14 protein-coding genes are annotated in these 21091 nt (G+C 52.6%); 7 read left to right on the top strand and 7 right to left on the bottom strand.

Annotated features, from left to right (window positions below; all coding sequences use genetic code 11):
- Positions 1 to 37: 37 nt before the first annotated feature.
- Together PVZ80_RS09310 and PVZ80_RS09305 are read right to left on the bottom strand one after the other, a co-directional pair.
- Positions 38 to 1260, bottom strand: a protein-coding gene (locus tag PVZ80_RS09310) for an IS3 family transposase (protein ID WP_202946906.1) whose coding sequence is annotated in 2 segments (ribosomal slippage) — positions 38 to 915 and positions 915 to 1260 — 1224 coding nt in all. Because the reading frame shifts where the segments join, the coding sequence is not laid out codon by codon here.
- A gap of 413 nt (positions 1261 to 1673) precedes the next feature.
- A complete protein-coding gene (locus PVZ80_RS09305; protein ID WP_273863732.1) occupies positions 1674 to 1913 on the bottom strand; it encodes a helix-turn-helix transcriptional regulator in 240 nt (79 codons plus the stop codon).
- A gap of 786 nt (positions 1914 to 2699) precedes the next feature.
- Between PVZ80_RS09305 and PVZ80_RS09300 the strand changes: the two genes are divergently transcribed.
- The gene (locus PVZ80_RS09300; protein ID WP_273863731.1) at positions 2700 to 3668 is read left to right on the top strand and encodes a DUF932 domain-containing protein; all 969 of its coding nucleotides are present in this window, start codon (positions 2700 to 2702) and stop codon (positions 3666 to 3668) included.
- A 171-nt stretch (positions 3669 to 3839) separates the two neighbouring features.
- Here the strand turns inward: PVZ80_RS09300 and PVZ80_RS09295 are convergent, their stop codons facing one another.
- Positions 3840 to 4085, bottom strand: a complete 246-nt coding sequence (locus tag PVZ80_RS09295; protein WP_160049817.1) for a helix-turn-helix domain-containing protein — start codon at positions 4083 to 4085, stop codon at positions 3840 to 3842.
- A 125-nt stretch (positions 4086 to 4210) separates the two neighbouring features.
- Here PVZ80_RS09295 and PVZ80_RS09290 point away from each other — a divergent pair, with 125 nt between their 5' ends.
- On the top strand, positions 4211 to 4570 hold the full coding sequence (locus tag PVZ80_RS09290) for a hypothetical protein (protein ID WP_160049765.1): 360 nt from the start codon (positions 4211 to 4213) through the stop codon (positions 4568 to 4570).
- A 45-nt stretch (positions 4571 to 4615) separates the two neighbouring features.
- Positions 4616 to 5392: a hypothetical protein gene (locus PVZ80_RS09285; RefSeq protein WP_273863730.1), complete on the top strand. Its 777-nt coding sequence runs from the start codon at positions 4616 to 4618 to the stop codon at positions 5390 to 5392.
- Between the two features lie 282 nt (positions 5393 to 5674).
- On the opposite strand, the gene PVZ80_RS09280 is transcribed toward PVZ80_RS09285, so the two are convergent.
- Genes PVZ80_RS09280 through PVZ80_RS09265 form a run of 4 tightly spaced genes read right to left on the bottom strand, consistent with a single transcriptional unit; the run spans position 5675 to position 11934 of the window.
- Positions 5675 to 6526, bottom strand: coding sequence for a hypothetical protein (locus PVZ80_RS09280; RefSeq protein WP_160049764.1), 852 nt, complete (start codon positions 6524 to 6526; stop codon positions 5675 to 5677).
- Positions 6523 to 8313: an AAA family ATPase gene (locus PVZ80_RS09275; RefSeq protein WP_273863729.1), complete on the bottom strand. Its 1791-nt coding sequence runs from the start codon at positions 8311 to 8313 to the stop codon at positions 6523 to 6525. Before PVZ80_RS09275 ends, PVZ80_RS09280 begins: the two co-directional genes overlap by 4 nt.
- A 1-nt stretch (position 8314) precedes the next feature.
- Positions 8315 to 10159: a restriction endonuclease subunit S gene (locus tag PVZ80_RS09270; RefSeq protein ID WP_273863728.1), complete on the bottom strand. Its 1845-nt coding sequence runs from the start codon at positions 10157 to 10159 to the stop codon at positions 8315 to 8317.
- The gene (locus tag PVZ80_RS09265) at positions 10159 to 11934 is read right to left on the bottom strand and encodes a class I SAM-dependent DNA methyltransferase (protein ID WP_273863727.1); all 1776 of its coding nucleotides are present in this window, start codon (positions 11932 to 11934) and stop codon (positions 10159 to 10161) included. Before PVZ80_RS09265 ends, PVZ80_RS09270 begins: the two co-directional genes overlap by 1 nt.
- A 1012-nt stretch (positions 11935 to 12946) precedes the next feature.
- Here PVZ80_RS09265 and PVZ80_RS09260 point away from each other — a divergent pair.
- The 4 genes from PVZ80_RS09260 to PVZ80_RS09245 are packed head-to-tail and all read left to right on the top strand — an operon-like array spanning position 12947 to position 21020.
- The gene (locus tag PVZ80_RS09260; RefSeq protein ID WP_029526522.1) at positions 12947 to 14434 is read left to right on the top strand and encodes a type I restriction-modification system subunit M; all 1488 of its coding nucleotides are present in this window, start codon (positions 12947 to 12949) and stop codon (positions 14432 to 14434) included.
- The gene (locus PVZ80_RS09255) at positions 14427 to 15608 is read left to right on the top strand and encodes a restriction endonuclease subunit S (RefSeq protein ID WP_273863726.1); all 1182 of its coding nucleotides are present in this window, start codon (positions 14427 to 14429) and stop codon (positions 15606 to 15608) included. The genes PVZ80_RS09260 and PVZ80_RS09255 overlap by 8 nt, the downstream gene beginning before the upstream one ends.
- Positions 15609 to 15652: 44 nt before the next feature.
- Positions 15653 to 17542, top strand: coding sequence for a DEAD/DEAH box helicase (locus PVZ80_RS09250; RefSeq protein WP_210687994.1), 1890 nt, complete (start codon positions 15653 to 15655; stop codon positions 17540 to 17542).
- A 1-nt stretch (position 17543) separates the two neighbouring features.
- On the top strand, positions 17544 to 21020 hold the full coding sequence (locus tag PVZ80_RS09245; RefSeq protein ID WP_273863725.1) for a DEAD/DEAH box helicase family protein: 3477 nt from the start codon (positions 17544 to 17546) through the stop codon (positions 21018 to 21020).
- Positions 21021 to 21091 lie beyond the last annotated feature (71 nt).

Below are 21091 nucleotides of genomic sequence, written 5' to 3'. Positions count from 1 at the left end.
TGGACTTGCCCCTATCAAACCGGACACCGGCACCCCGTTAAGTTGATGCCTCAGCCAGGCGCCTGAACTCCCGAGGTGAGCGGTAGTTCAGTGCGCTGTGCGGATGTTCCTCGTTGTAATGCTCGAAGGCGATGGCCAGGTTACGCAGGGCCGTCGCTCGATCGGGCTTGGGCATGTGACGGATGTAGTCACGCTTCATAGTCTTCACGAAGCTCTCCGCCATGCCGTTGCTCTGCGGGCTGCACACCGGAGTTGTCAGGGGCAGCAGGCCGATCTGCCGGGCAAAGCCCCGGGTCTGTTCAGCGGTATAGGCCGAGCCGTTATCGCTCAGCCATTGCACCGGCGATGTCGGTAGCTGGTCACCAAAGCGTTGCTCGATAGCTTCCAGCATCACATCTCGAACATCGTCGCCACTGTAGCCATTTGGGCTGGCCACCCAACTGATGGCCTCACGGTCGCAGCAATCCAGAGCGAAGGTTACACGCAGTTTTTCGCCGTCCTCGCAGCGAAACTCGAAGCCATCCGAACACCAGCGGGTGTTGCTCGTGTCCACCGCGACGCGACCTTCATGACGCCGCGCCACCCCCGGCTGCTTGCGCCGGCGCTCCAGCAACAGGTCGTGGTCTCGCATGACGCGGTATACCCGCTTCACGTTGATCGGTGGCTGGGCCTGCTGCTCATGCTGTCGACGCAAAAGGCCCCAGACCCGGCGATAGCCATAGCTGGGCAATGCGCCGACGGCCTGCTTGATCCGCTCGACCAGGGCCGCATCGTTGAGCGTCCGGCGACGACGCGGCTGCGCCCCCGGAGTGGGCTGTTTGAGCCGAGCCGTCAATTGCGAGCGCGCCACACCGAGACTCTCACTGACCGCTTTCACTGGTCGTCCCCCGGCAACAAGGGTGAGTGCGCAATCCATTTTCGCGAGCGGGCGATCTCCACCGCTTCCTTGAGGATTTCAGCCTCCATGGTCTTCTTGCCCAGCATCCGTTGCAGTTCGCGGATCTGCTTGAGGGCATCGGCCAGCTCGGAAGCAGGCACCACCGCTTCACCGGCACTGACTGCCGAAAGGCTGCCGTCCTGGTAGAGCTTGCGCCAGTGGAACAGTTGGTTGGGATTGATGCCGTTGCGCCGGGCCACCACCGAGACGCTTTGCCCAGGCTCCAGGCTCTCGCGCACCATGGTTAATTTCTCCTCGACGCTCCAACGGCGACGCCGCTCCTGGCCGAGCACTTCGATGCTTTTGTCTTTGCTGGTAGTCATAAACACAGTCGTTTGCCTATCCCTTATGGTAAGGGGGAAACGGTGTCCTGTGTTTCAAGGGGCTCGTTCATCATGTTCCAAATAGAACTCCAACCCATCATCAAACTTCATACACTCACCTTATTTGAGTAGGCGCTCTACTCATCACTCACGTAGAGCACTCAACTAACAATGCACCTTGCAGGAGCCACCTTCAGCTACTGCTGCATTCATCGCCACATACAACCCATACAGACCAATGCATCTAACATGGTGTGCATTGGGTATGATTATTAGATGTAGATATTAGATATAACATAGATACCAATATTCAGGATCTCCGCCTCCTCCGGTCACACCAACGAAACGGATAGACAACACCAACGCGCGCCGGGGATATTTACAAACTGGAAAATGAAAGTTAGTGCTTGTGTCTAGTTCGGATTAGCCCCAACACAGGAGGAGCTAGCGCACCGATGCAGCCAAGCATTAACGTCTTCCTCCAGCCATCCCACAGCAAAGCTGCCCAATTTAAAAGGCTTAGGAAACGTTGCGTCATATCGCGAAGATCTTGGGTTGATCCGATCATAAATGGTTGATCGCGACAGCCCCACCCTAACTGAGAGCTGTTTGAGCCTGATAACACTTGGATGCACTGCCGAAGCTTGCTGCATGGTAGATACCTCGGGTTGTAATGAATCCCAACGGTAAAAGAACCTCTGCCCGCATTCACTCGACTTAACACCTAGTAAAAAATTCCCAGGGGACAAAACAGAATTCCAACTGACGACCATGACGCTGACGGACAGACTCACGCACACAAGCCAACCTTCCAGTGCAGAAAGTTGGTTCCCAGCTCTGAAATGTTGGTTCCTCTGTGACCGGGAACTAACTTTGGCTCTCTCTGCTGACTCCACGACTCAATTCGAAATAATTTTAGCCATACATGACACTCAGGAGGCAACAAACAGTCTTGACATATCCAAAAACCTGGAATCTGAAAAATGAATAAATGTCCAAGCTGCGGCTCATCAGCCGTGGCAAAGCAAGCCATAGCCAAGAGAGCAGGTGCCGCCATCGGCGGTGTAAGCGGCGCACTCCGAGGATTATCCGCCACGTCTATCGGCGCCAGCATCGTCTTGATAACCAGTGGCCCAACTGGTGGGCTGACCGCCACAATCGGGCGATTAGCCTCAGCTATTACAGCGGCATTTGTAAGTGGTGCAGCGGGATGTATCGCAGGAGCGAAAATAGGATCAGTGATTGATCACTATGTTTTCGACGCCTACCAATGCAACCAATGTAATTGCTCTTTCCGTATGCACTTACCCACAACGCCCCTACCAGTTCAACGTACATTCGAAGCATCTCAAGAAGACTGACAACTAAATCACTTGTGCACTCCTCCCTGCTGATATCTCAGCAGCGCTGCCGTGTGCCTATCGAAAGAGAAAAAACCAATGGCTCACTATGTTGAACAAATGGCCTATGTCGGGCAGGCGCCGTGGCACGGCCTCGGCTCCGCGCTTTCACCTAAACAACCTATTGAGGTCTGGCAGAAAGAAGCAGGTATGAACTGGCGCATAGAAGACAGCCCCGTCCATTTCAAGGCCAACACAGTAGGTAACCTGGGATCAATTTATACATTTCCAGAACAGAAGGTTTTGTACCGTTCTGACACCAAAGCAGCGCTTTCAGTAGTCTCACAACGCTACCAAATAGTGCAGCCTCACGATGTGCTGGAATTTTACCGCGACCTTACTGAGGTCTCCGGGTATGAGCTGGAAACTGCGGGAGTGTTGAAAGGAGGCCGTAAGTTCTGGGCGCTGGCACGGACAGGGCAAACCGCCGCATTGGCAGGTAATGATGAGGTGAATGGTTATCTGCTACTGGCAACCTCGTGCGACGGCACGTTAGCCACCACCGCCACACCCACTACCGTTCGAGTCGTCTGCAACAACACACTGACCATTGCCTTGGATGGGGCCAGCCGCGCCATCAAAGTTCCGCACAGCACTCGGTTTGATCCGCAGGCGGTAAAGAAGCAGTTGGGTATCGCGGTGTCGCAGTGGGACGAATTCATGCATCGAATGCACATGCTCGCAGAGCGCCGGGTGCAGTGGCCGGAAGCGATGAGTTTCTTCCTCAGCGTGCTATGCGACACCCCTCCTAACAGCCCCATTCCGGAAGTACTACCGAACGAACGAGCATTACGCAAAGTACAAAGCCTGTATGAAGGACAAGGCCGAGGCTCAACCTTGCAGTCTGCTAAAGGTACCGCATGGGGACTACTCAACGCCGTGACCGAATATGTCGACCATGAGCGGCGGGCAAGGAGTTCTGAGTACCGGATGGACTCAGCATGGTTCGGACAAGGTGCCATCATTAAGCAGAGGGCACTGGATGCGGCTCTTCGCCTGGCGGCCTGAACCGTTTCGCATATCAACCTGCCCAGCCAGTGCTTAGAGGGCTGGGCGACTTATACCCTATAGGAACACCATTGAGATATGTTTGCCCCTACCCAAATGAATTATGCAAAGGATGGACAGATACAGGAATTAAGAACGACTTTTGCAAACAAACCGTTGATAAATGGCAGGTCACAGCCCTGCTTCGATGAGCAAATCTGAAGGCTTGCAGCGCAAAGCCGTCGCGATCCTAAGAATATTCAAAAAAGTAACATTCCTTTCCCCTCGTTCAATTTTCCCCATGTGGGAACGGTCGATCCCAGCAGCGTCCGCTAGGGCTTCTTGTGACAGCGCATGCTCGAGCCGCCGCGCGCGTACCGCCGCACCAAGCTGTACCAGGTCGCCGTCTTTATCGTGAGTCGCAGAGATTCTTGCCATGGCGGAAATCGTCGCGCTATGATGCTTTAACGGCCACGGTATTTACGACCCTTTTACAGGCACATGGCATCGCGCTAACTCAGCGTGAGGGTCACCTCCTACGCTCAGCAAAGAGAACTTTAAACATGCCACTCAAGACAGTTAACGGCCTAAACGAAACTGAAATAGACATTCTCCTACGCGCCAAAGCATCCTTCGTGATTGTAGGTTTACGAGGTCAGTTCACTAAGAGCGTACTGAAAGTCGAAAAAAAGATAGAGAGCCTAGGATTTAAGTGTCGCGTCAGTAGCGACTTAAAAGGCGTGGTAGCCAAAGGTGGAGTGCTAGGTGCATTTGGAGTTCTTGCATCCGTATCTACTCTACCGCTATTAGCCATTTCAGCAGCTACGATTACTGCCCACAAGCTGGCCACCTACAACCCTGACTACGAAATAATAAAAGACTTTGTAAATAAAAAGATAACAGTCAATTACAAACCTAACTGAATCCCTCCAAAGGCCGAAGCCAACACAAACTAAAAAGGACTTCCCATGCGACAACTCATTCGTCACTTTATAACAGCACTACCGTTTCTTGCATTTGGCACATTAGCAAATGCCGCTGTAGACTATGGTTATACTTATTCACCAATGTTTCCAAGTGAAGTGACAATGGAGGGACTGCCCTATGCAATTCCCTGTGCTAAAGCGAAAAATCAATATGGCGCTGAGTTTTATCGGTGTACCTGGAAGGTCCTGCCACGCCTAATAAAAGTATACGATGCCGCCCAGCGGCAAAACATTACCTACAACAACCAACTAAGCGGGCTGTGCCGCCGAGGCAAGTGCATTGTTCAAGGAGCTGATGGTGTATTTGGTTTAATTGACCAAGACATAAACTTTACGGCATCTCGCCACTACTACATCTATCCGAGCAGTGATGGCTTCCCTATTGCGTACCGCATGGACGGTGGGCCATATCAAAATGGCAAGCCCGTTTCTTATGCACAAGCGCGCGGACTACTTTCCGAATTTCTTCTGGATCATGGACAACTCGAGTCTATCGTTAAGGACGATCTAGCGGCGTATACACTGGACTCAGACACTAAGCAATCGGCTACTGCACCGAAGTCTAAAACTAGTGTGAGCGAAGCGTGGTGCAACCCGCAGATGGACGACGACTGCCATATCAACAAGAATAAAGTAGCTAAAGCTGATCTAAATCAGTTCCTTCCGACCGTTAAAGTAGATGACGTGGAAAGTGCTGGCGGTTACTGCGAATATCCAATTTGTTACGACAAAAATGATAAACCTATAGGCATTCATTAAGAGGCACACGACAATTCCATACGCTCACAACTTCTAAATCAAAGATATTAGCATATTGGCTTTATCTTACCCGTCAAACCTGGACTATTATGTCCCTGTAGCGGTCTGAGCCCAGCATCTATAGGAACTCAGACTGCTTACACGTTATTCCATTACTGCACGACTCTATGTATTTTTTTCACCGTACAACTTCAAGCAACTTACTACCATCAAGGTTCCTTGTTGCTAAAAATAGCCATATGGCACATTGAAGTTGAATATTCTCCAGGGCGAGTGCAACACTCAGCATACCAATCTCAACAATTGGGGATCATTTCGTAGCAAAACACACCATTTGGCTACCGCAGATAATTCTGCGCTGTTTTTTGTAAGCTCAAATATCTCACGAGCTTCAGATTTAGCACGTTCGCGGGCTGCTCCAGAGTGTCTAGACTCAGCCAACGCACGTTTGTAGTTACCTATGTGGTTGCTTACGCGCTGCCAAACCTTACGACGCTCTTCGGCTAACGCCTGATGCTCCGTGAGTTTTAAACGTTCGACAGTCCGACGAACGCGTACATGTTCCCACCGGGAGATTCCCGGTGCCGGCACAGCCTTACCCTCTTCATCGAAAGCAAGTAGTGTTACATCGTAAGCATTTGTCGGGTCAAGGAAGTGTGGGATCTCATCGCCCTCACATCGCCTTGCGTAACTGGAGCGTCGGGAACCGTAACGTAACGGAAACCATGCTCCCTTCTTACGATTGGGCACGGTGCCTGCGATGCGAAAATTCATAAAATCAAAAGCCAACCACCAATAACCATCTCGGTCCGAGCCCTTAACGTTACGAGATGCTTTTTTGGGGCGAAAATGCTCCACATCTAGATGCGAGGCAATTTCGCGAGCTTCGGTAAACCAGCACTTTCCGCAGGAAATGGCCAACAACCATGGCTTAAGCTTGCCCCAATGCGCACTGCGATCATCTATCAACTGATTCCGTTCTTTAATCTTTCCCGCGACATCCAGCTTGGCTAGCTCTCCTACAAGGCGAGTTGATTCGGCTAACCACGCGTCCCAAGCAGCTTGCGACCAGCGAACATCTGGCGGCAGCTCAGCGTCAGTTGGCAGCTTGTGCTCCAAGTCGATGAAGATCATTTTCCACCTTTCTCGCGCAAAATTTCTTCAATAATCGAATCGGCAATGGCGTCCTGTTCGGCTTGCTCTTCTGGCGTCAGTACAGGCTTGCGGAATCTGCGGTGCTGCGCCATCTTGCGTACAAACAAGGCGTAGTCAGGATCCCGAAAATCAGCCGTTGAGAAGCCCAAATCGGCCAGCTCAGCAGAAAGACGAGATAGCTCCGCCTCTTCCTCCGGCGTACGTGAGGCCTTAACAAACAACTCATTGCGGCGAAACAGGCGCCGCTCTGTTTCAATGTCTAGAGTGGATGACAAGCCAAACAACTCACTCTTAAGCAAGCCAGTCACGCCCATACCTTGTGGATGTTCATCCGGTACATCTACTGCCGTCCGCTCGCCATCACGACGTAAAATATGCACCTGCTCACGCTTAAGACTGCCGATCATCATAGGGTCATGAGTGGTGATCAGGATTTGCGATTCACCCTGCACCAGCGCGCCATCGTCCGACGTCAGCACACCTTCAATGTCATCGAAGTAACGCAGCTTCCAGATTGGATTGAGATGAGTATCCGGCTCGTCGAGCAGGAATAGACAATTGTCTTCGCGAGTTATCCTCATCAAACCGAGCACGGTAAGCATTTGTAGTTCACCTTCAGAAAGCTGAGTGAAGCTAACCTTGCCACCGTGTTCATCGCGTTTTTTTACTGTGATGCGAACTTCGTCGATCAGGTCGCCAATGTAGGCCCCTTCGGCGTAACGGAAAAAACTGTCGGTACCGCCAACTAGCTCGCCGAGCTGTTTGAGCTTGTCCTGACTTGGAACAAACAGATAGAGCTGTTTCTGTTTTTCGCTGCGGCCTCGGAAGTCGATCTGTTTCGTGGTTTCCTGCTCAATTGGAGCCCAAGCAACCTGCCAAAGCTTATCGAGAAACTCGCTCACCACATTGCCACGCGCATACCAAAAACGCGGATCACCTTCATTAATTTCGTTTTCGTCTAATTTACCGCCTTTGCGTTTTTCGCGCAGACGGTGTGGCTCCTTAAGGACAAATAGAGCGGACTCCAATGACTCAATATGCAGGTTTTTCAATACTTTCTGAAAGACCGGATCATCGGACAGCAAACAGGCCAACAATACCAGCTGGCTGTGGCCACCACGGCAGTAAAACAGTCGACGTAAGCGGTCGTCCCCAATCTGTTTGAGACGAGTGTCCCGCCTACGCTTAGCATCGTCTATCGCGCGTATGTCAGCTTCAGACGCTGTGAACCTTTCCAGCAATTGCTCGGACAGCACTTCATCTGTTGTGATTTCCTGGCGTTGATTGAAGCGGCGCTGATGCTCCTGGAAAAGTGCCTCGATGCGCTCATTACGGCCAGAGTAATAAGCAAAGATATGAGTTGGCAGTAGCCGAGGACCTCTACGTTCATCACGCGGCACCTTGTCAGCCGGCCCATTTTTTATTAAGTATTCCTGGCTAACGCGCTCGCCATCTACCCATACAAAGGGACGCTTCTGTTTTGCTGTATCCGCTTCGATACGCACCACATGACCACGAATTTCATATCCTAATGTGTAATCGAATGCTGCCTCACGATCTAGATCGATGTCGCGAAAAATAGTGATCAGCGCTTCAATTAGATTAGACTTGCCAACGCCGTTTTGGCCGATCAAAACATGACTGCGAATAGGCTTAAAACTGACTGGATCTGCCCCCTCGAACTCGGGCATAAAATGTGACGTGAAAGATATATCTAATTCACGCAAATTACGAAAGTGTGGTAGCCGAAGAAATTGCAACTGCATTTCAGACACCTTCTACGTCAGTCAGTGTTTGGCGCATTTCAGCTACAGAAGGTTCCATAATCCATCCCTTTGAAACTTCCACCTTCAATTGCGCGTAGAAGGCATCAACATCGCCACTGAAGCGCTGCCATAAATCTTTTGCAGGCATTTCACCGTTGTGGCGAGTCAGAATTGTCGCCAATGGCGCCTGGGCACTAATATTGGGCGTGTTACCCAAGCGCAACTGGGCAATCAGTTCAGTTTTGGGTGCTTTCATAGGTTCCTCTTGCTGTTCAGTGGCAATGCCAGTAAGGGCTTCCACAGTTGCGCCCGCAAGCAATGAGGCTAAGCGCTGCTTTTTTTCTAACTGTTTACGCCAGGCTACTGCCTGACTTGTCAACTCATCTAGTTTGACTAATATCTCTTGCTGCTCATCAAGCGGTGGAATAGGCAAGGGAAAACTTCGGAGTTGCGTCATGTTAATTGACGCAAGGTTTGTCGTTTGCTTCGACGCTCCAGAGAAATAGTCACGACCTACACCTGAGTTGAATACGAGCTCAACCCATTCATTGAGCAAATAGGATGATGAAACGCGAGCTTTGAATACGTGATTTTGGTGCAAAACGTCTTCAACGCCGCCTCTCCAGATTGCAGTACGTCCAACCTTATCCCAATCGCCACCTTCGGTGATTAGCAAATCACCGTCTTGAACAAGATACTTACTCAACTCCTCCACGCCAATTTGGATTGTCTTCAATTCAGTCAATTTAAAAAAACCACGCTGAACATTGGCGACCGCTAGATAAGGGCGGGTCAAAACATTATTTCCACGCAGATTGCGGCCTTTGGTTACACCACCTATGACAACAGCTACCTTGTCAAATGGAACAATCGCCCAATGCGCGGGATAGATAACTTCGGTACTTGTAACTGTGACGAGCTTTTGACGCCGCATTAGGCCAGACGAAACGTAACTATCACGTAAGTTATCGCAATCTGTCGTAATCCTGTCCACATCAACCGAGGAGGTAGAGGCTAAAGAAAGCAATCCACGGACAGACATGTTTTTCAGCTCAGCGATGAACTGATCCACGTCTTCCGGAAAATTAAATAGCAGACTGAAGTTCTCGTCCAAACGCGACCACGCCGTTTGCAGCTCATATGGACTTGTAGCTGTGGCGACAGCTTGCAAAGTGGCCTGACGCAATTTGTTTTGCACACGGCGGCAATCTTTCTGCTCTACCTCAAGATCATCGCATAAGGCTATCAGCTCATTTACTTTAGCGACAATGCGGGACTGTTCTTCAAGTGGAGGCAGCTCAATTTCTTGAGCCTTCAAAATCGTTTGCGAGATATTTTGCTGAGCAAGCCCCTTACCCTTAAGAAAGAGATTAGCTCGTATGGCTCTGATGAACACAAAAAGATACGTTGTAAGGGCCAAACTATCGTCTACAACGCAATGTGCAATAGCTTGATTTGTAGCACATTCAACCCCTGCTATACCCAACTTCCCTATCGATCCATACATGCCAACCAGCAAAGATCCCGCAGGGACTAGTTTTGCAGAACTATTCTCTAGGCCTTTTTGTGTAATGGAGCTAGACGCGGACTTCACTACACCGTCATTTAAGTCACCAATTACTAACCACGGAATATCTCCGCCATAGTAGTCAGCGTGTGTTTTTGCAGGTGTTCCGCCACTGCCCCACTTACCAAGCTCTGACAGTGTGCGCAATGTCCATGAAGGCCCCTTCTCTATTAGTCGCCCCTGCACCGCAAATTGCAGCACCAACTCGCGCAAGCGCGTTATGCCCCCTGGCGCGCTTGCAATATGCCCAAACTCCGCTAGAAATTGCTGCGCCTCCATCAGGCGTCCTCGTCTACAAAATGATGCGCTAGCGCGGCAGTCAGTTCACTTTTGAGCCTGTTCTCAGTTTCCTCAATTTCGCCTAACAGCCTTTTGTAGTTTTCAAGAAGGCGGTCTGGATCTTGGATTTCCTCTTCTGGCGAGTTGGGGTTCTTGATGTCGAGATTGTAGATCGGCCAATAAACTCGGTCTCCCGCAGCTTGTGCTTCACGGGCTTGCAGACGCAACTGTTCGACCTGGAGACGCTTCTCAGCTATCTGAAGCTCGATTTTTTCATGGCTGGCCGACTTAGCTGAAGTACCCAGACTCCTGCGCAAATCGTTAATTTCTGATTCCAGCGCAACGATCTGTTTATTCAGTTCCGTAGCGCGCTGCCAGTGGGGCTTAGCGGCAGTTTCAGCTCTCTCGCGATTGGCCTTGAAGTCAACTTTCCAGGCGAACTCGCTTTCCACTCGACTAGCAAAATCGCTAGCTTCAGACCCCCACCACTCCTGCTCGGATTTGAATTCCTCAAAACGGATTGGCTTGGTTTTGGAGTAACTCTTGTAACCTTCCGGATACGGGTGTTCGTAGAACCAGATAGAGTCTGTATGAAAGTGTTCCGCGTCATTGTCCGCTGTGCTGCCCTTTGTAAAAAACAGCAAGTTGGTTTTGATGCTTGTGTAAGGGGCGAAAACCCCCTTAGGCAGACGGATGATAGTGTGCAAATTGCACTTCTGAAGTAGCAGCTTTTTCAGCTCGCCCTTGATCCCATCACCAAACAAAAAGCCATCGGGCAGAACTACAGCAGCACGGCCATTTTCTTTCAACAGCTTCTCAATAATGAGTGCCATGAACATGTCGGCAGTTTCGCGTGTGCGCAGGTTCGGCGGGTAGTCGCTACCAACACCATCATCTTCATATCCACCAAAAGGAGGGTTGGTGATGATGCAGTCTACTTTGTCGTTAGCATCCCATTCTTTCCAGAGTGTGCCCAACGTATTGCGGTGTTCAATCTGACTCGGAACATCAATGCCGTGCAGCAACATGTTGGTGGTGCAGAGCAGGTGCGGCAGCTGCTTTTTTTCAATGCCGTGAATCAATTTCTCAATCGCGAGCCTTTCAATATCACTGGGGTCAGTGCGGAGCTGATTGCGAAAATGGTCAATGGCAGCAGTCAAGAAGCCACCCGTGCCACACGCTGGATCCATTACCGTATCGCGCTTGTCCAATCGCGGATTAACACGATCTGCCATGAACTGGGTAATGGCACGCGGGGTGTAAAACTCGCCAGCGTTCCCAGCACCGCGCAAATCGTTGAGCATTTGCTCGTAGACATCCCCCAAGCTGGCGCGAGTCTTGAAATCATGAAAATTGATGGCCTCTTCCAGCTTTTCGACCACGGCCAACAGCTGGGTACCGGATTTCATGTAATTGTTAGCATCCTCAAAGACGCTACGAATTACCTTGTGCTGCGGGCTTGCATTTGCATCCAGTTCCTTGAGCTGTGGAAACAACTCGTTGTTGATGAAACCGATGACTTCGGCGGGAGACTTTTGCGGCGTTTTCCGGCCATCGGCCCCTACCAAAAATGCAGCCCAATTGCGCCATCGCAGCAGTTCAGGCAAGGGCGAGCTATAGCTGGACTGGGCGCCTTCCCATTCTTCCTCGCGCTGGTCGAAAACTTTGAGGAACAGCAGCCAGGTGAGTTGACCAAGGCGCTGAGCGTCGCCGTCGACTCCATCATCTTTACGCATGATGTCCTGGATGGATTTGATGGTGCTGCTGAGATTCATTACATTGCTCTCTTTGTCGCTCGGTCTGATCGGATCAGGCCAGCTTCTGTCTGGGGTATCGTAGAGCGCTTGTTCAGCTCAGTCACGGTATGGTCGTATTGGTAGGCCTTACGATAAATGCCAATCTAGACTTGTACTTTTGCTACCGAATCTGTCAAAGGTTGATGACTCCAGCGCCCTTTATGCAATCGACCTCTCTGTCACACAGTTAGCTGCGCCTTTGTCGAAACAGGCCGTGAGCAAGGCGTAGCCTGCTCCAATGGCCCGCCGAGCACATCTCGCTTTCTGACGGTGATAGTGGGTTCACGACTGGCAAAGGCTCTGATCGATGACGAAAATGAGCGTCCAGTCGAACGCATGCAGTACATCATCGTTGGCGGTCACTTGCTTTGAGAATTCCAGCCCAGTCCGCAAGGCTTTTCTGGTAACGTCCTGGAGCAGGACGCAGCAATCTCCGGTGTGAAGTTTACCGTGGGTATCGAAGTATTGCGAACAGTCAGCGGTCACAACGACGCTTACGCTGAAGTCATCTCACCCATTCGCACAGATTAACCACCAACTCATCCGCCATAGAGCTTCCGACCTCGTGCGCGGGCTCAATGTGGGGGGACAAATGGGGGGACAGAAAAATAGTTATCGGAAATACCCAGCAAAAACAGGCAAAAACTCAAAGATAACGCCGCCCACAAGCCGGCTTTTTAATGCCTGAAACCTTGCAGAATGCGGGCCTAATACGAAACACCATCCATGACCCACACCCAAACACTGGGTTAGCCGCTGCTCAATATCGATTGAACACCTGCTTTCAATGAAATGTGGCGTCGTGATGCCCTATAGATACGCCAAGCGCTCACCGGATGGCGTCGGTCGTAGCAATGGTCTAAGCGGCTATACCTGACACCTTCACTCCCGAATCGTTACACTGCGCGCACTTTGTCAGGCCGGAGTTTCCCCGCTCGGCCATTGCCCACAATGTTGCTTGGGCAGTAAACCCTAATTCAGGTAATCAGTAGTGATCACAGGCGCCATCAAATCCCAAGTTGACCAGATCTGGAATGCATTCTGGAGCGGCGGTATTTCCAATCCCATGGAAGTTATCGAGCAGATGACCTATCTGCTGTTTATCAAACGCCTCGACGAGTTGCAGACGGTTAAAGAGCGTAAGGCCGCGCGCACCGGGCAGCCTATTGATAATCCGATTTTCAGCCCCAACCAGGCGCATTTGCGCTGGGCGGCGTTCAAGGCACTGGGTGATCCGGCCAGCTTGTACGCACTGATTGCCGACGAAGTATTCCCTTTTATCAAGTCGCTGGGTGGAGAAGATGGCGAGTCCACCTACGCCGCGCATATGAAGGATGCGCGCTTTACCATCCCCAATCCGGCGTTGCTGGCCAAGGTGGTGGACATGCTCGACGCCATCCCCATGGAAGACCGCGACACCAAGGGCGACCTCTACGAATACATGCTCGGCAAGATCGCCAGTGCTGGGCAGAACGGTCAGTTCCGTACACCCCGGCACATCATCAAATTGATGGTCGAGATGATGGAGCCCAAACCGTCGGACACCATTTGTGATCCGGCCTGCGGCACCGCTGGTTTTCTGGTGACGGCTGCTGAATACCTCAACACTCACCACAGTCACGAGCTGTATCAAGACGCGGCCAGCGCCAAACGCTTTAACCACGACACTTTCCACGGCTTCGACTTCGACAGCACCATGCTCCGCGTTGGCTCAATGAACATGCTGCTGCACGGCGTGGAAAACCCGGCGATTGAAAATCGCGACTCGCTCAGCGAGGGCCATGCTGGCGTCGAAGGCCAGTTCAGTTTGATTTTGGCCAACCCGCCGTTTGCCGGCAGCCTGGATTACGAGGCCTGCGCCAAAGACTTACAGCAAGTCGTTAAAACCAAAAAGACCGAACTGCTGTTCCTTGCTTTGTTTTTGCGATTGATGAAGGCCGGTGGCCGCGCGGCGGTGATCGTCCCGGACGGCGTGCTGTTCGGCTCCAGCAAGGCGCACAAAGCGCTACGGCAGATGTTGGTGGAAGACCACAAGCTGGACGGCATCGTCTCCATGCCGTCGGGTGTGTTCCGTCCCTATGCCGGGGTGTCCACCGCCATTCTGCTATTCACCAAAACCAACTCCGGCGGTACCAACCACGTCTGGTTCTACAACATGCAGGCTGACGGCTTCTCGCTTGACGACAAGCGCAACGAGCTCGATGCGAGCAAGCACGAGTGCAACAACCTACCCGACGTCCTCGACCGCTGGCACAAGCGAAATACCAGCGCCGGCCTCGACCGCTCCGCGCAAAGCTTTCTGGTGCCCAAAGCCGAGATCGTCGACAACGACTATGACCTGTCGATCAACCGCTACAAAGAAGTAGTGTACGAGGAGGTACAGCACGAGCTGCCACAGAAAATCCTTGCCGATTTAAAGTTTCTTGAGGCTGAGATTATGCAAGGAATGGATGAGTTGGAGGGGATGATCGGTGCCTAAACTTGCCGATGTAGCTGAGATTAATCCACGGCTTGACCGTTCCGGATCGAATGACCTGAGCGAAGCAATATCGTTTGTCCCAATGGCAAATGTCTCTGAAATACTAGGGGCAATAACATCGGAAGAGGAGCGAGAACTTGGGGATGTAATTAAAGGCTTCACGACGTTTAGGGATCGTGATGTTTTGGTAGCGAAAATAACCCCTTGTTTTGAAAACGGAAAAATTGCTCATGCTCGAATAGATAAGCGCCTCGGCTTTGGTTCCACGGAATTTCATGTTGTCCGTCCTTTAGCGGAATTGCTGGATGATAGATACCTCTATCACTTTCTCCGTCAACCGTTAGTGCGCGAGAACGGCAAGCTCAGGATGACCGGTAGTGGAGGTCAGAAGCGTGTACCAAAAGCGTTTTTAGAAGAGTTGAATATTCCGCTCCCGCCACTCGCCGAACAACGCCGTCTCGCGGCGATTCTGGACAAGGCCGACGCGCTGCGCGCCAAGCGCCGCGAAGCTATCGCCAAGCTCGATCTACTGCTGAAATCCGTGTTTTTGGAGATGTTTGGCGACACTACGGTGGCGACTACATCAGTAGCTGAGCTTGCACCTGCTGCGGGTGCTATTCGGACCGGTCCCTTTGGCAGTCAATTGCTACATAGCGAGTTTGTTGATCACGGCATCGCTGTCCTCGGTATAGATAACGCCGTATCCAATACGTTTGCATGGGCGAAGCCCAGATTCATTACGGAAGAAAAATATTCGCAACTCTCTCGCTATCGGGTTAATCCAGGCGACGTACTAATCACGATCATGGGGACTTGTGGGCGATGCGCTGTTGTCCCTGACGACATACCAACCGCGATTAACACAAAACACCTCTGCTGTATTTCGATCGACCGCACGCGTTGCGAACCGGAGTTTTTGCACTCGTACTTCCTCTTGCATCCGGTCGCCCGGAACTATCTTGAGAGTCGAGCAAAAGGTGCAATCATGGCCGGGCTCAATATGGGGATCATAAAAGAACTCCCGGTTGCGTTACCTTCGATAGAAAAACAACGGAATTTTGTTTCAATCAAAAAATCGTTAGGGCGTCAGCTTGAACAAGCCTTAACCCAAGAAAACCGCTTCAACGAGCTATTTGCTGGGCTACAACAACATGCCTTTGCAGGTACGCTCTAAGTCATACACAGTGCCCCATCACGCCAAGGAACAGGCAACCCCACATGGCCCAATTCTTCCCCACCCGCACCACCTGCCGCTTTGACACCCCTGGCGAGCGCCGCCTCGCCGAGCGCCTGGAGAAGAAGCTCGAAGACGACTACCTGTGCTGGTTCAATGTCCCGGTGGGGCCAAAAGCCCTGCAGCCGGACTTTGTGCTTCTGCATCCGTTGCGCGGATTGCTGGTACTGGAGGTCAAGGACTGGAAGCTCGATACCATTCAGAGCATGGATCGCAACCAAGCGAAAATTTATGCCGACGGGCTACTCAAAACTCTGAAGAACCCCATGCTGCAGGCACGGGCATATGCCATGGAAGTGGTGATGATGTTGCAGAGGGACCCAGCGCTGAAACAGCCCGCCGGTTCTCCATATGCTGGCAATCTGATCATGCCCTTCGGCTGGGGTGTGGTAATGACCGCGATTACCCGCAAGCAATTTGAGGGGACTAACCTCGCAGAGGTGCTGAACCCACAACAGGTACTGTTTCAAGACGAAGTAACCGAGACAGTTGATCCCGAGGTCTTCCAACAAAGACTCTGGAATATGTTCCAGCATATTTTCCCTTGCCAGTTGAGCCTGCCCCAGATCGACCGCGTACGCTATCACCTCTACCCCGAGGTGCGGGTGAACGCGGTGCCTGGACAGTTCGGTTTGTTCGCCGAACAGCACGCGCCATTGCCAACGCTGATCAAGGTCATGGACTTGCAGCAGGAGCAACTGGCGCGCTCGCTGGGTGAGGGCCATCGGGTGATTCACGGCGCTGCTGGTTCCGGCAAGACCATGATCCTCGGCTATCGCTGTGCACACCTGGCGCAGGTGTCGAATAAGCCGGTGTTGGTGCTCTGTTACAACAAATCCCTGGCTGGCCGCTTGCAACAAGTACTGGCCGAGCGCGGCCTGAGCGATAAGGTCAAGGTGCGTAATTTTCATGCCTGGTGCTCGGACATGCTCACCGCTTTTAACGTCGATCGTCCGGCGCAAAATTTGTCAATCAGCGTGAAGATGGCGCAGATGGTTGAGAACACCATCGACGGTGTCGACCGCGGGCAAATTCCACGCGCTCAATACGCGGCGGTGCTAATCGACGAGGGCCATGACTTCCAGCCGGAATGGTTCAAGCTGGTGGTGCAGATGATCGACCCCGAGAGCAATTCGCTGCTGGTGCTGTATGACGATGCACAGTCTATCTACCGCGGCAAGAGCGGGAAAAGTGGCATGGATTTCAGCTTCGCCAGCGTCGGTATTCAGGCACAGGGGCGCACCACCATCCTGCGATTGAACTACCGCAATACCGTTGAGGTGTTGTCGGTGGCACGAGCGTTTGCCATCGAGCTGCTGACCGCCCGCGATGCCGCTGAGGATGGCGTGCCCATTGTCGCGCCGCAAAGCGCTGGCCGTCGGGGCGCATTCCCTGAGCTGCTACGTTGTGATTCCGACTGGCAGGAATACCACTGCATCGTCGAGCGCATCCGCGATGAGCAAGGTCAGGGTCGTGCGCTGGATGACATGGCCGTGATCTATCGCAGTACCGCCCAGGCCCAACGCATTGAACGGGCCTTGAACGAGGCTGGTATCGCCTTTGCCTCGGGCCAATCGGCCAAGGGCCGTGGCGCTTTGTATGGCAGCGAAGATGCAGTCAAGATTGTCAGCATGCACTCTAGCAAGGGCCTTGAATTCGGCCTGGTGCTGATTCCCAGTCTGGGTGAAATGCCGAAAAAGGGCGAAGACGAGGCCGACGAGGCACGCCTACTGTATGTGGCCATGACTCGTGCGATCGATCGGTTGGTAATGACCTACCGTGAGCCTTCCAGCTTTACCCGCAAAATTCAGGAATCAATCGGCAGCGTGCGCCAGCACCTGGACGAGATGGACTCACAGAAGGCAGCCGGTTGATATGAGCAACTTTGGATTTCTCATCCCCGAGTTTAAAGCACTGTTTGAGCCGGCCAAAGGCGCGGAGCAGTTGGTGTATTCCGACCCGCGTGCCTGTTGCATGCGTACCCGTCATGCGCTGGAGCAGACGGTGCACTGGCTGTACGAGCATGATCGCGACCTGCGTATGCCTTACGACAACGGCCTTAATTTGCTGCTGACTCAGGTGGAGTTCGTTCGCCTGCTGCCCCCGCAAATTCATCAAAAGACGCGTTTGATTCAGAAATTTGGCAATCAGGCGGTGCATTCCAATCAAGCGATTGGCTACAGCGATGCGATGAGGCTGGTACGCGAGCTGTTTCACGTGTTGTTCTGGCTGGCACGCACTTATACCCGCGCCAGCGACCCAAAAAGTATCGACGCTGCGTTTGACGAAAAACGTGTGCCTCAGCTCGTTAGCATGAATGAGGCAGTCGCCTTTACTCGTGCGGAACTGAAAAAGCAGGAAGCCAAATTCCAGGAGCAGATTGCAGCCCAACACGGCACCCTTGAAGCCCGCGAGGCGGCGATTGCCGAGCAAGCCGCAAGCCTAAATGAGCGCGAGTCGCTGCTGGCGCGACTGGATGCCGAACTGGTCGCCACCCGTGCGGCGCTGGCCCAGGCCAAAGCGACCAATATCGCTGTGCCAGATAACCATGATTACGACGAGGCCGACACCCGTCGTCTGTTTATCGATGTGTTGCTGCGTGAGGCCGGTTGGGAATTGGGCAAAAACGCTGACGCCGAAGTGCCAGTGAGCGGCATGCCCAACGGGCAAAGCGAAGGTTTTGTCGATTACGTGCTGTGGGGAGCCAACGGCAAACCGTTGGCTGTGGTGGAAGCCAAGCGCAGCCTGAAAGACCCGGACGTGGGGCAGCAGCAAGCCAAGTTGTACGCCGATTGCCTGGAAGCCGAGAAGGGCCAGCGGCCGCTGATTTTCTACAGCAACGGTAATCACACCTGGCTGTGGGACGACCGCCGTGCGCCGCCACGCGAAGTGCAGGGTTTTTACACCCGCGATGAGCTGGAATTGGCGATTCAGCGGCGCAGCCTGCAAACCGACTTGCGCGAACTGCCGATCAATAGCGAGATTGTTGAGCGGGCATATCAACACCGGGCGATTCGAGCGATGACCGAATCACTGAGTCAAGGCCGCCGTGCCGGCTTGCTAACCATGGCCACCGGCACTGGCAAGACGCGGATGTCGATTGCCTTGATCGAATTGTTGATGCGTAGCAACTGGGTTAAGCGCGTGCTGTTTCTCGCTGACCGGGTAGCCCTCGTAAAACAAGCTGCAAATGCCTTCAAAGAGTTCCTGCCGGACTCCAGTCCGGTCAATCTGGTTACCGACAAGAACGGCCAGGGCCGAGTGTATTTGTGCACCTATCCGACCATGATGGGCTTGATCGAACAGATGGAGGGTGACCGTCGCAAATACGGCGTTGGCCACTTTGACCTGATTGTGATCGACGAGGCACACCGCAGTGTGTACCAGAAGTACGGCGCAATTTTCCGTTATTTCGACAGTTATCTAGTGGGCCTGACCGCTACCCCGCGTGATGAAGTCGATCGCGATACCTATCACCTGTTTGGCCTGGAAACCGGCGTACCGACCGATGCCTACGGTCTGAATGAGGCGGTGGATGACGGTTACCTAGTGCCACCCAAGGCATATTCGGTGCCGATCAAGTTTGTCCGTGAAGGCATCCGTTACGACCAGCTCAGCGATGATGAGAAAGAGCACTGGGAGTCGCTGGATTGGGGCGATTACAGTGCCGAAGGTGATGCACCTACCGAGGTGCTAGCGTCTGAGGTCAACAAGCAGCTATTCAACGAGCCAACCGTTGACCTGATGCTAAAACACTTGATGCAAAATGGCCTGACCGTGGAAGGTGGCGACAAGCTCGGCAAGACCATTATTTTTGCAGTGAACCAAAAGCACGCCGATTTTATCGCACGGCGCTTCAATCATCATTACCCGCACTTTAATGGTGAGTTTGCGCGAGTTATCACCCATGCGGTGAGTTATGCGCAAACCTTGATTGATGACTTCAGCAGCAAGCTCAATAAGCTGCCGCAGATCGCCATCTCAGTGGATATGCTCGACACCGGAATTGATGTACCTCAGGTTTTGAATTTGGTGTTCTTCAAGGCCGTCCGCTCAAAGGTTAAGTTTTTGCAGATGATTGGTCGCGGCACGCGACTGTGCCCGGATCTGTTTGCGCCGGGCGTGCACAAGCGCGAGTTCGCCATCTTCGATTTCTGCGCAAACTTCGAATACTTCAACGAAAACCCCAAGGGCGCACTGGGAGGTATGGCCGAGCCACTGGGTAAGCGCTTGTTCAAAGCGCGGCTGGATTTGCTGTCGTTGTTAGCCCCGAAGGCCGTTCCCACGCCTGGTGATCTGGCGGAAACCAGAGGCCAGTACGATGCCTTTGTCGAGCTGCGCACTGAGTTAACCAACGAGTTGCACGGCGAAGTCGCGACGATGAATAAAGATAACTTCATCGTGCGTACCGAGCTGGAGCACGTGACCCACTTTGCCGAGCGTGAAGTTTGGAATGCGCTGGATGATGCAGCGTTGAGTGATCTGCGTAGTCATGTCGCCGGCTTGCCAAGTGAGCGCGCTCCTGAGCACATCACCGCTAAGTTGTTCGATCTGCTGTGCCTGAATTTGCAGCTAGCGTTACTTCGCTCGACCAGCGACTTCGTGACGTATCGTGACAAGGTGGTCGAGTTGGCCAGCCAGTTAGAAGTGATGGAGAGTATTCCGGCAGTGCATGCTGAACTTGCGTCGCTTCAGGATGTGCAAACCGAAGAGTACTGGCAGGACATCCGCTTGCCGATGCTTGAGCAAATGCGGCGCAAGATGCGTGAGCTGATAAAGTTTATCGAACGCCGTCCGAGCAACCCCGTTTATAGCGTGTTGAGCGACGAGATTGGCGAAGCTACTGTAGTCAATCTGAAGGATTTCAATACCGGCATCAACCTGGAACAGTACAAGAAAAAGGTTGAAGCCTATATCCGTAGCAATGAGAACCATGTGGCCATCGCCAAGCTCAAGTTTAACCGGCCGCTAACGCCGAGCGATCTGAGCGAGCTGGAGCATTTTGTCTACGAGTCGGAAGCGGTTCAGAGTCGCGAGCAGTTCGAGCAGTGCTACGGCACTGACCAACCGCTGACACTGCTGATCCGATCATTGGTAGGCTTGGATCGCAATGCCGCAAAAGAGGCTTTCGGTCAATTCCTCGACGAGAACCGCTACAGCAGTCAGCAGATTCGTTTTGTTGAAATGATCATCGAGCGTCTAACCCGACAAGGTGTAATGGAGGCGGGTCAACTTTATGAACCGCCTTTTACCGCACTGCACCACGAGGGATTAGACGGTGCGTTTGGTGACGCGGATGCCAACGCGATCATTTCGGTGATCGCTGCAATCAAACGCAGTGCAGCAGCTTGAAAGTTACAGGGCCATTCATGGGCATGGAGGAGAAGCGCACGTCTCCATGCCAGGAGATACCGACCACCGTC

Source organism: Pseudomonas sp. B3G-3, from assembly GCF_028640915.1.
GTDB classification, from domain to species: Bacteria; Pseudomonadota; Gammaproteobacteria; order Pseudomonadales; family Pseudomonadaceae; genus Aquipseudomonas; species Aquipseudomonas chlororaphis_I.
The sequence above is the reverse complement of the archived record's forward strand: the minus strand, read 5'-3'. Positions and strand labels throughout refer to the sequence as shown.

Coding starts and splice junctions, on each gene's coding strand:
- PVZ80_RS09305 (WP_273863732.1), bottom strand. CDS start 1,913: ATGCAGCAAGCTTCGGCAGTGCATCCAAGTGTTATCAGGCTCAAACAG.
- PVZ80_RS09300 (WP_273863731.1), top strand. CDS start 2,700: ATGGCTCACTATGTTGAACAAATGGCCTATGTCGGGCAGGCGCCGTGG.
- PVZ80_RS09295 (WP_160049817.1), bottom strand. CDS start 4,085: ATGGCAAGAATCTCTGCGACTCACGATAAAGACGGCGACCTGGTACAG.
- PVZ80_RS09290 (WP_160049765.1), top strand. CDS start 4,211: ATGCCACTCAAGACAGTTAACGGCCTAAACGAAACTGAAATAGACATT.
- PVZ80_RS09285 (WP_273863730.1), top strand. CDS start 4,616: ATGCGACAACTCATTCGTCACTTTATAACAGCACTACCGTTTCTTGCA.
- PVZ80_RS09280 (WP_160049764.1), bottom strand. CDS start 6,526: ATGATCTTCATCGACTTGGAGCACAAGCTGCCAACTGACGCTGAGCTG.
- PVZ80_RS09275 (WP_273863729.1), bottom strand. CDS start 8,313: ATGCAGTTGCAATTTCTTCGGCTACCACACTTTCGTAATTTGCGTGAA.
- PVZ80_RS09270 (WP_273863728.1), bottom strand. CDS start 10,159: ATGGAGGCGCAGCAATTTCTAGCGGAGTTTGGGCATATTGCAAGCGCG.
- PVZ80_RS09265 (WP_273863727.1), bottom strand. CDS start 11,934: ATGAATCTCAGCAGCACCATCAAATCCATCCAGGACATCATGCGTAAA.
- PVZ80_RS09250 (WP_210687994.1), top strand. CDS start 15,653: ATGGCCCAATTCTTCCCCACCCGCACCACCTGCCGCTTTGACACCCCT.
- PVZ80_RS09245 (WP_273863725.1), top strand. CDS start 17,544: ATGAGCAACTTTGGATTTCTCATCCCCGAGTTTAAAGCACTGTTTGAG.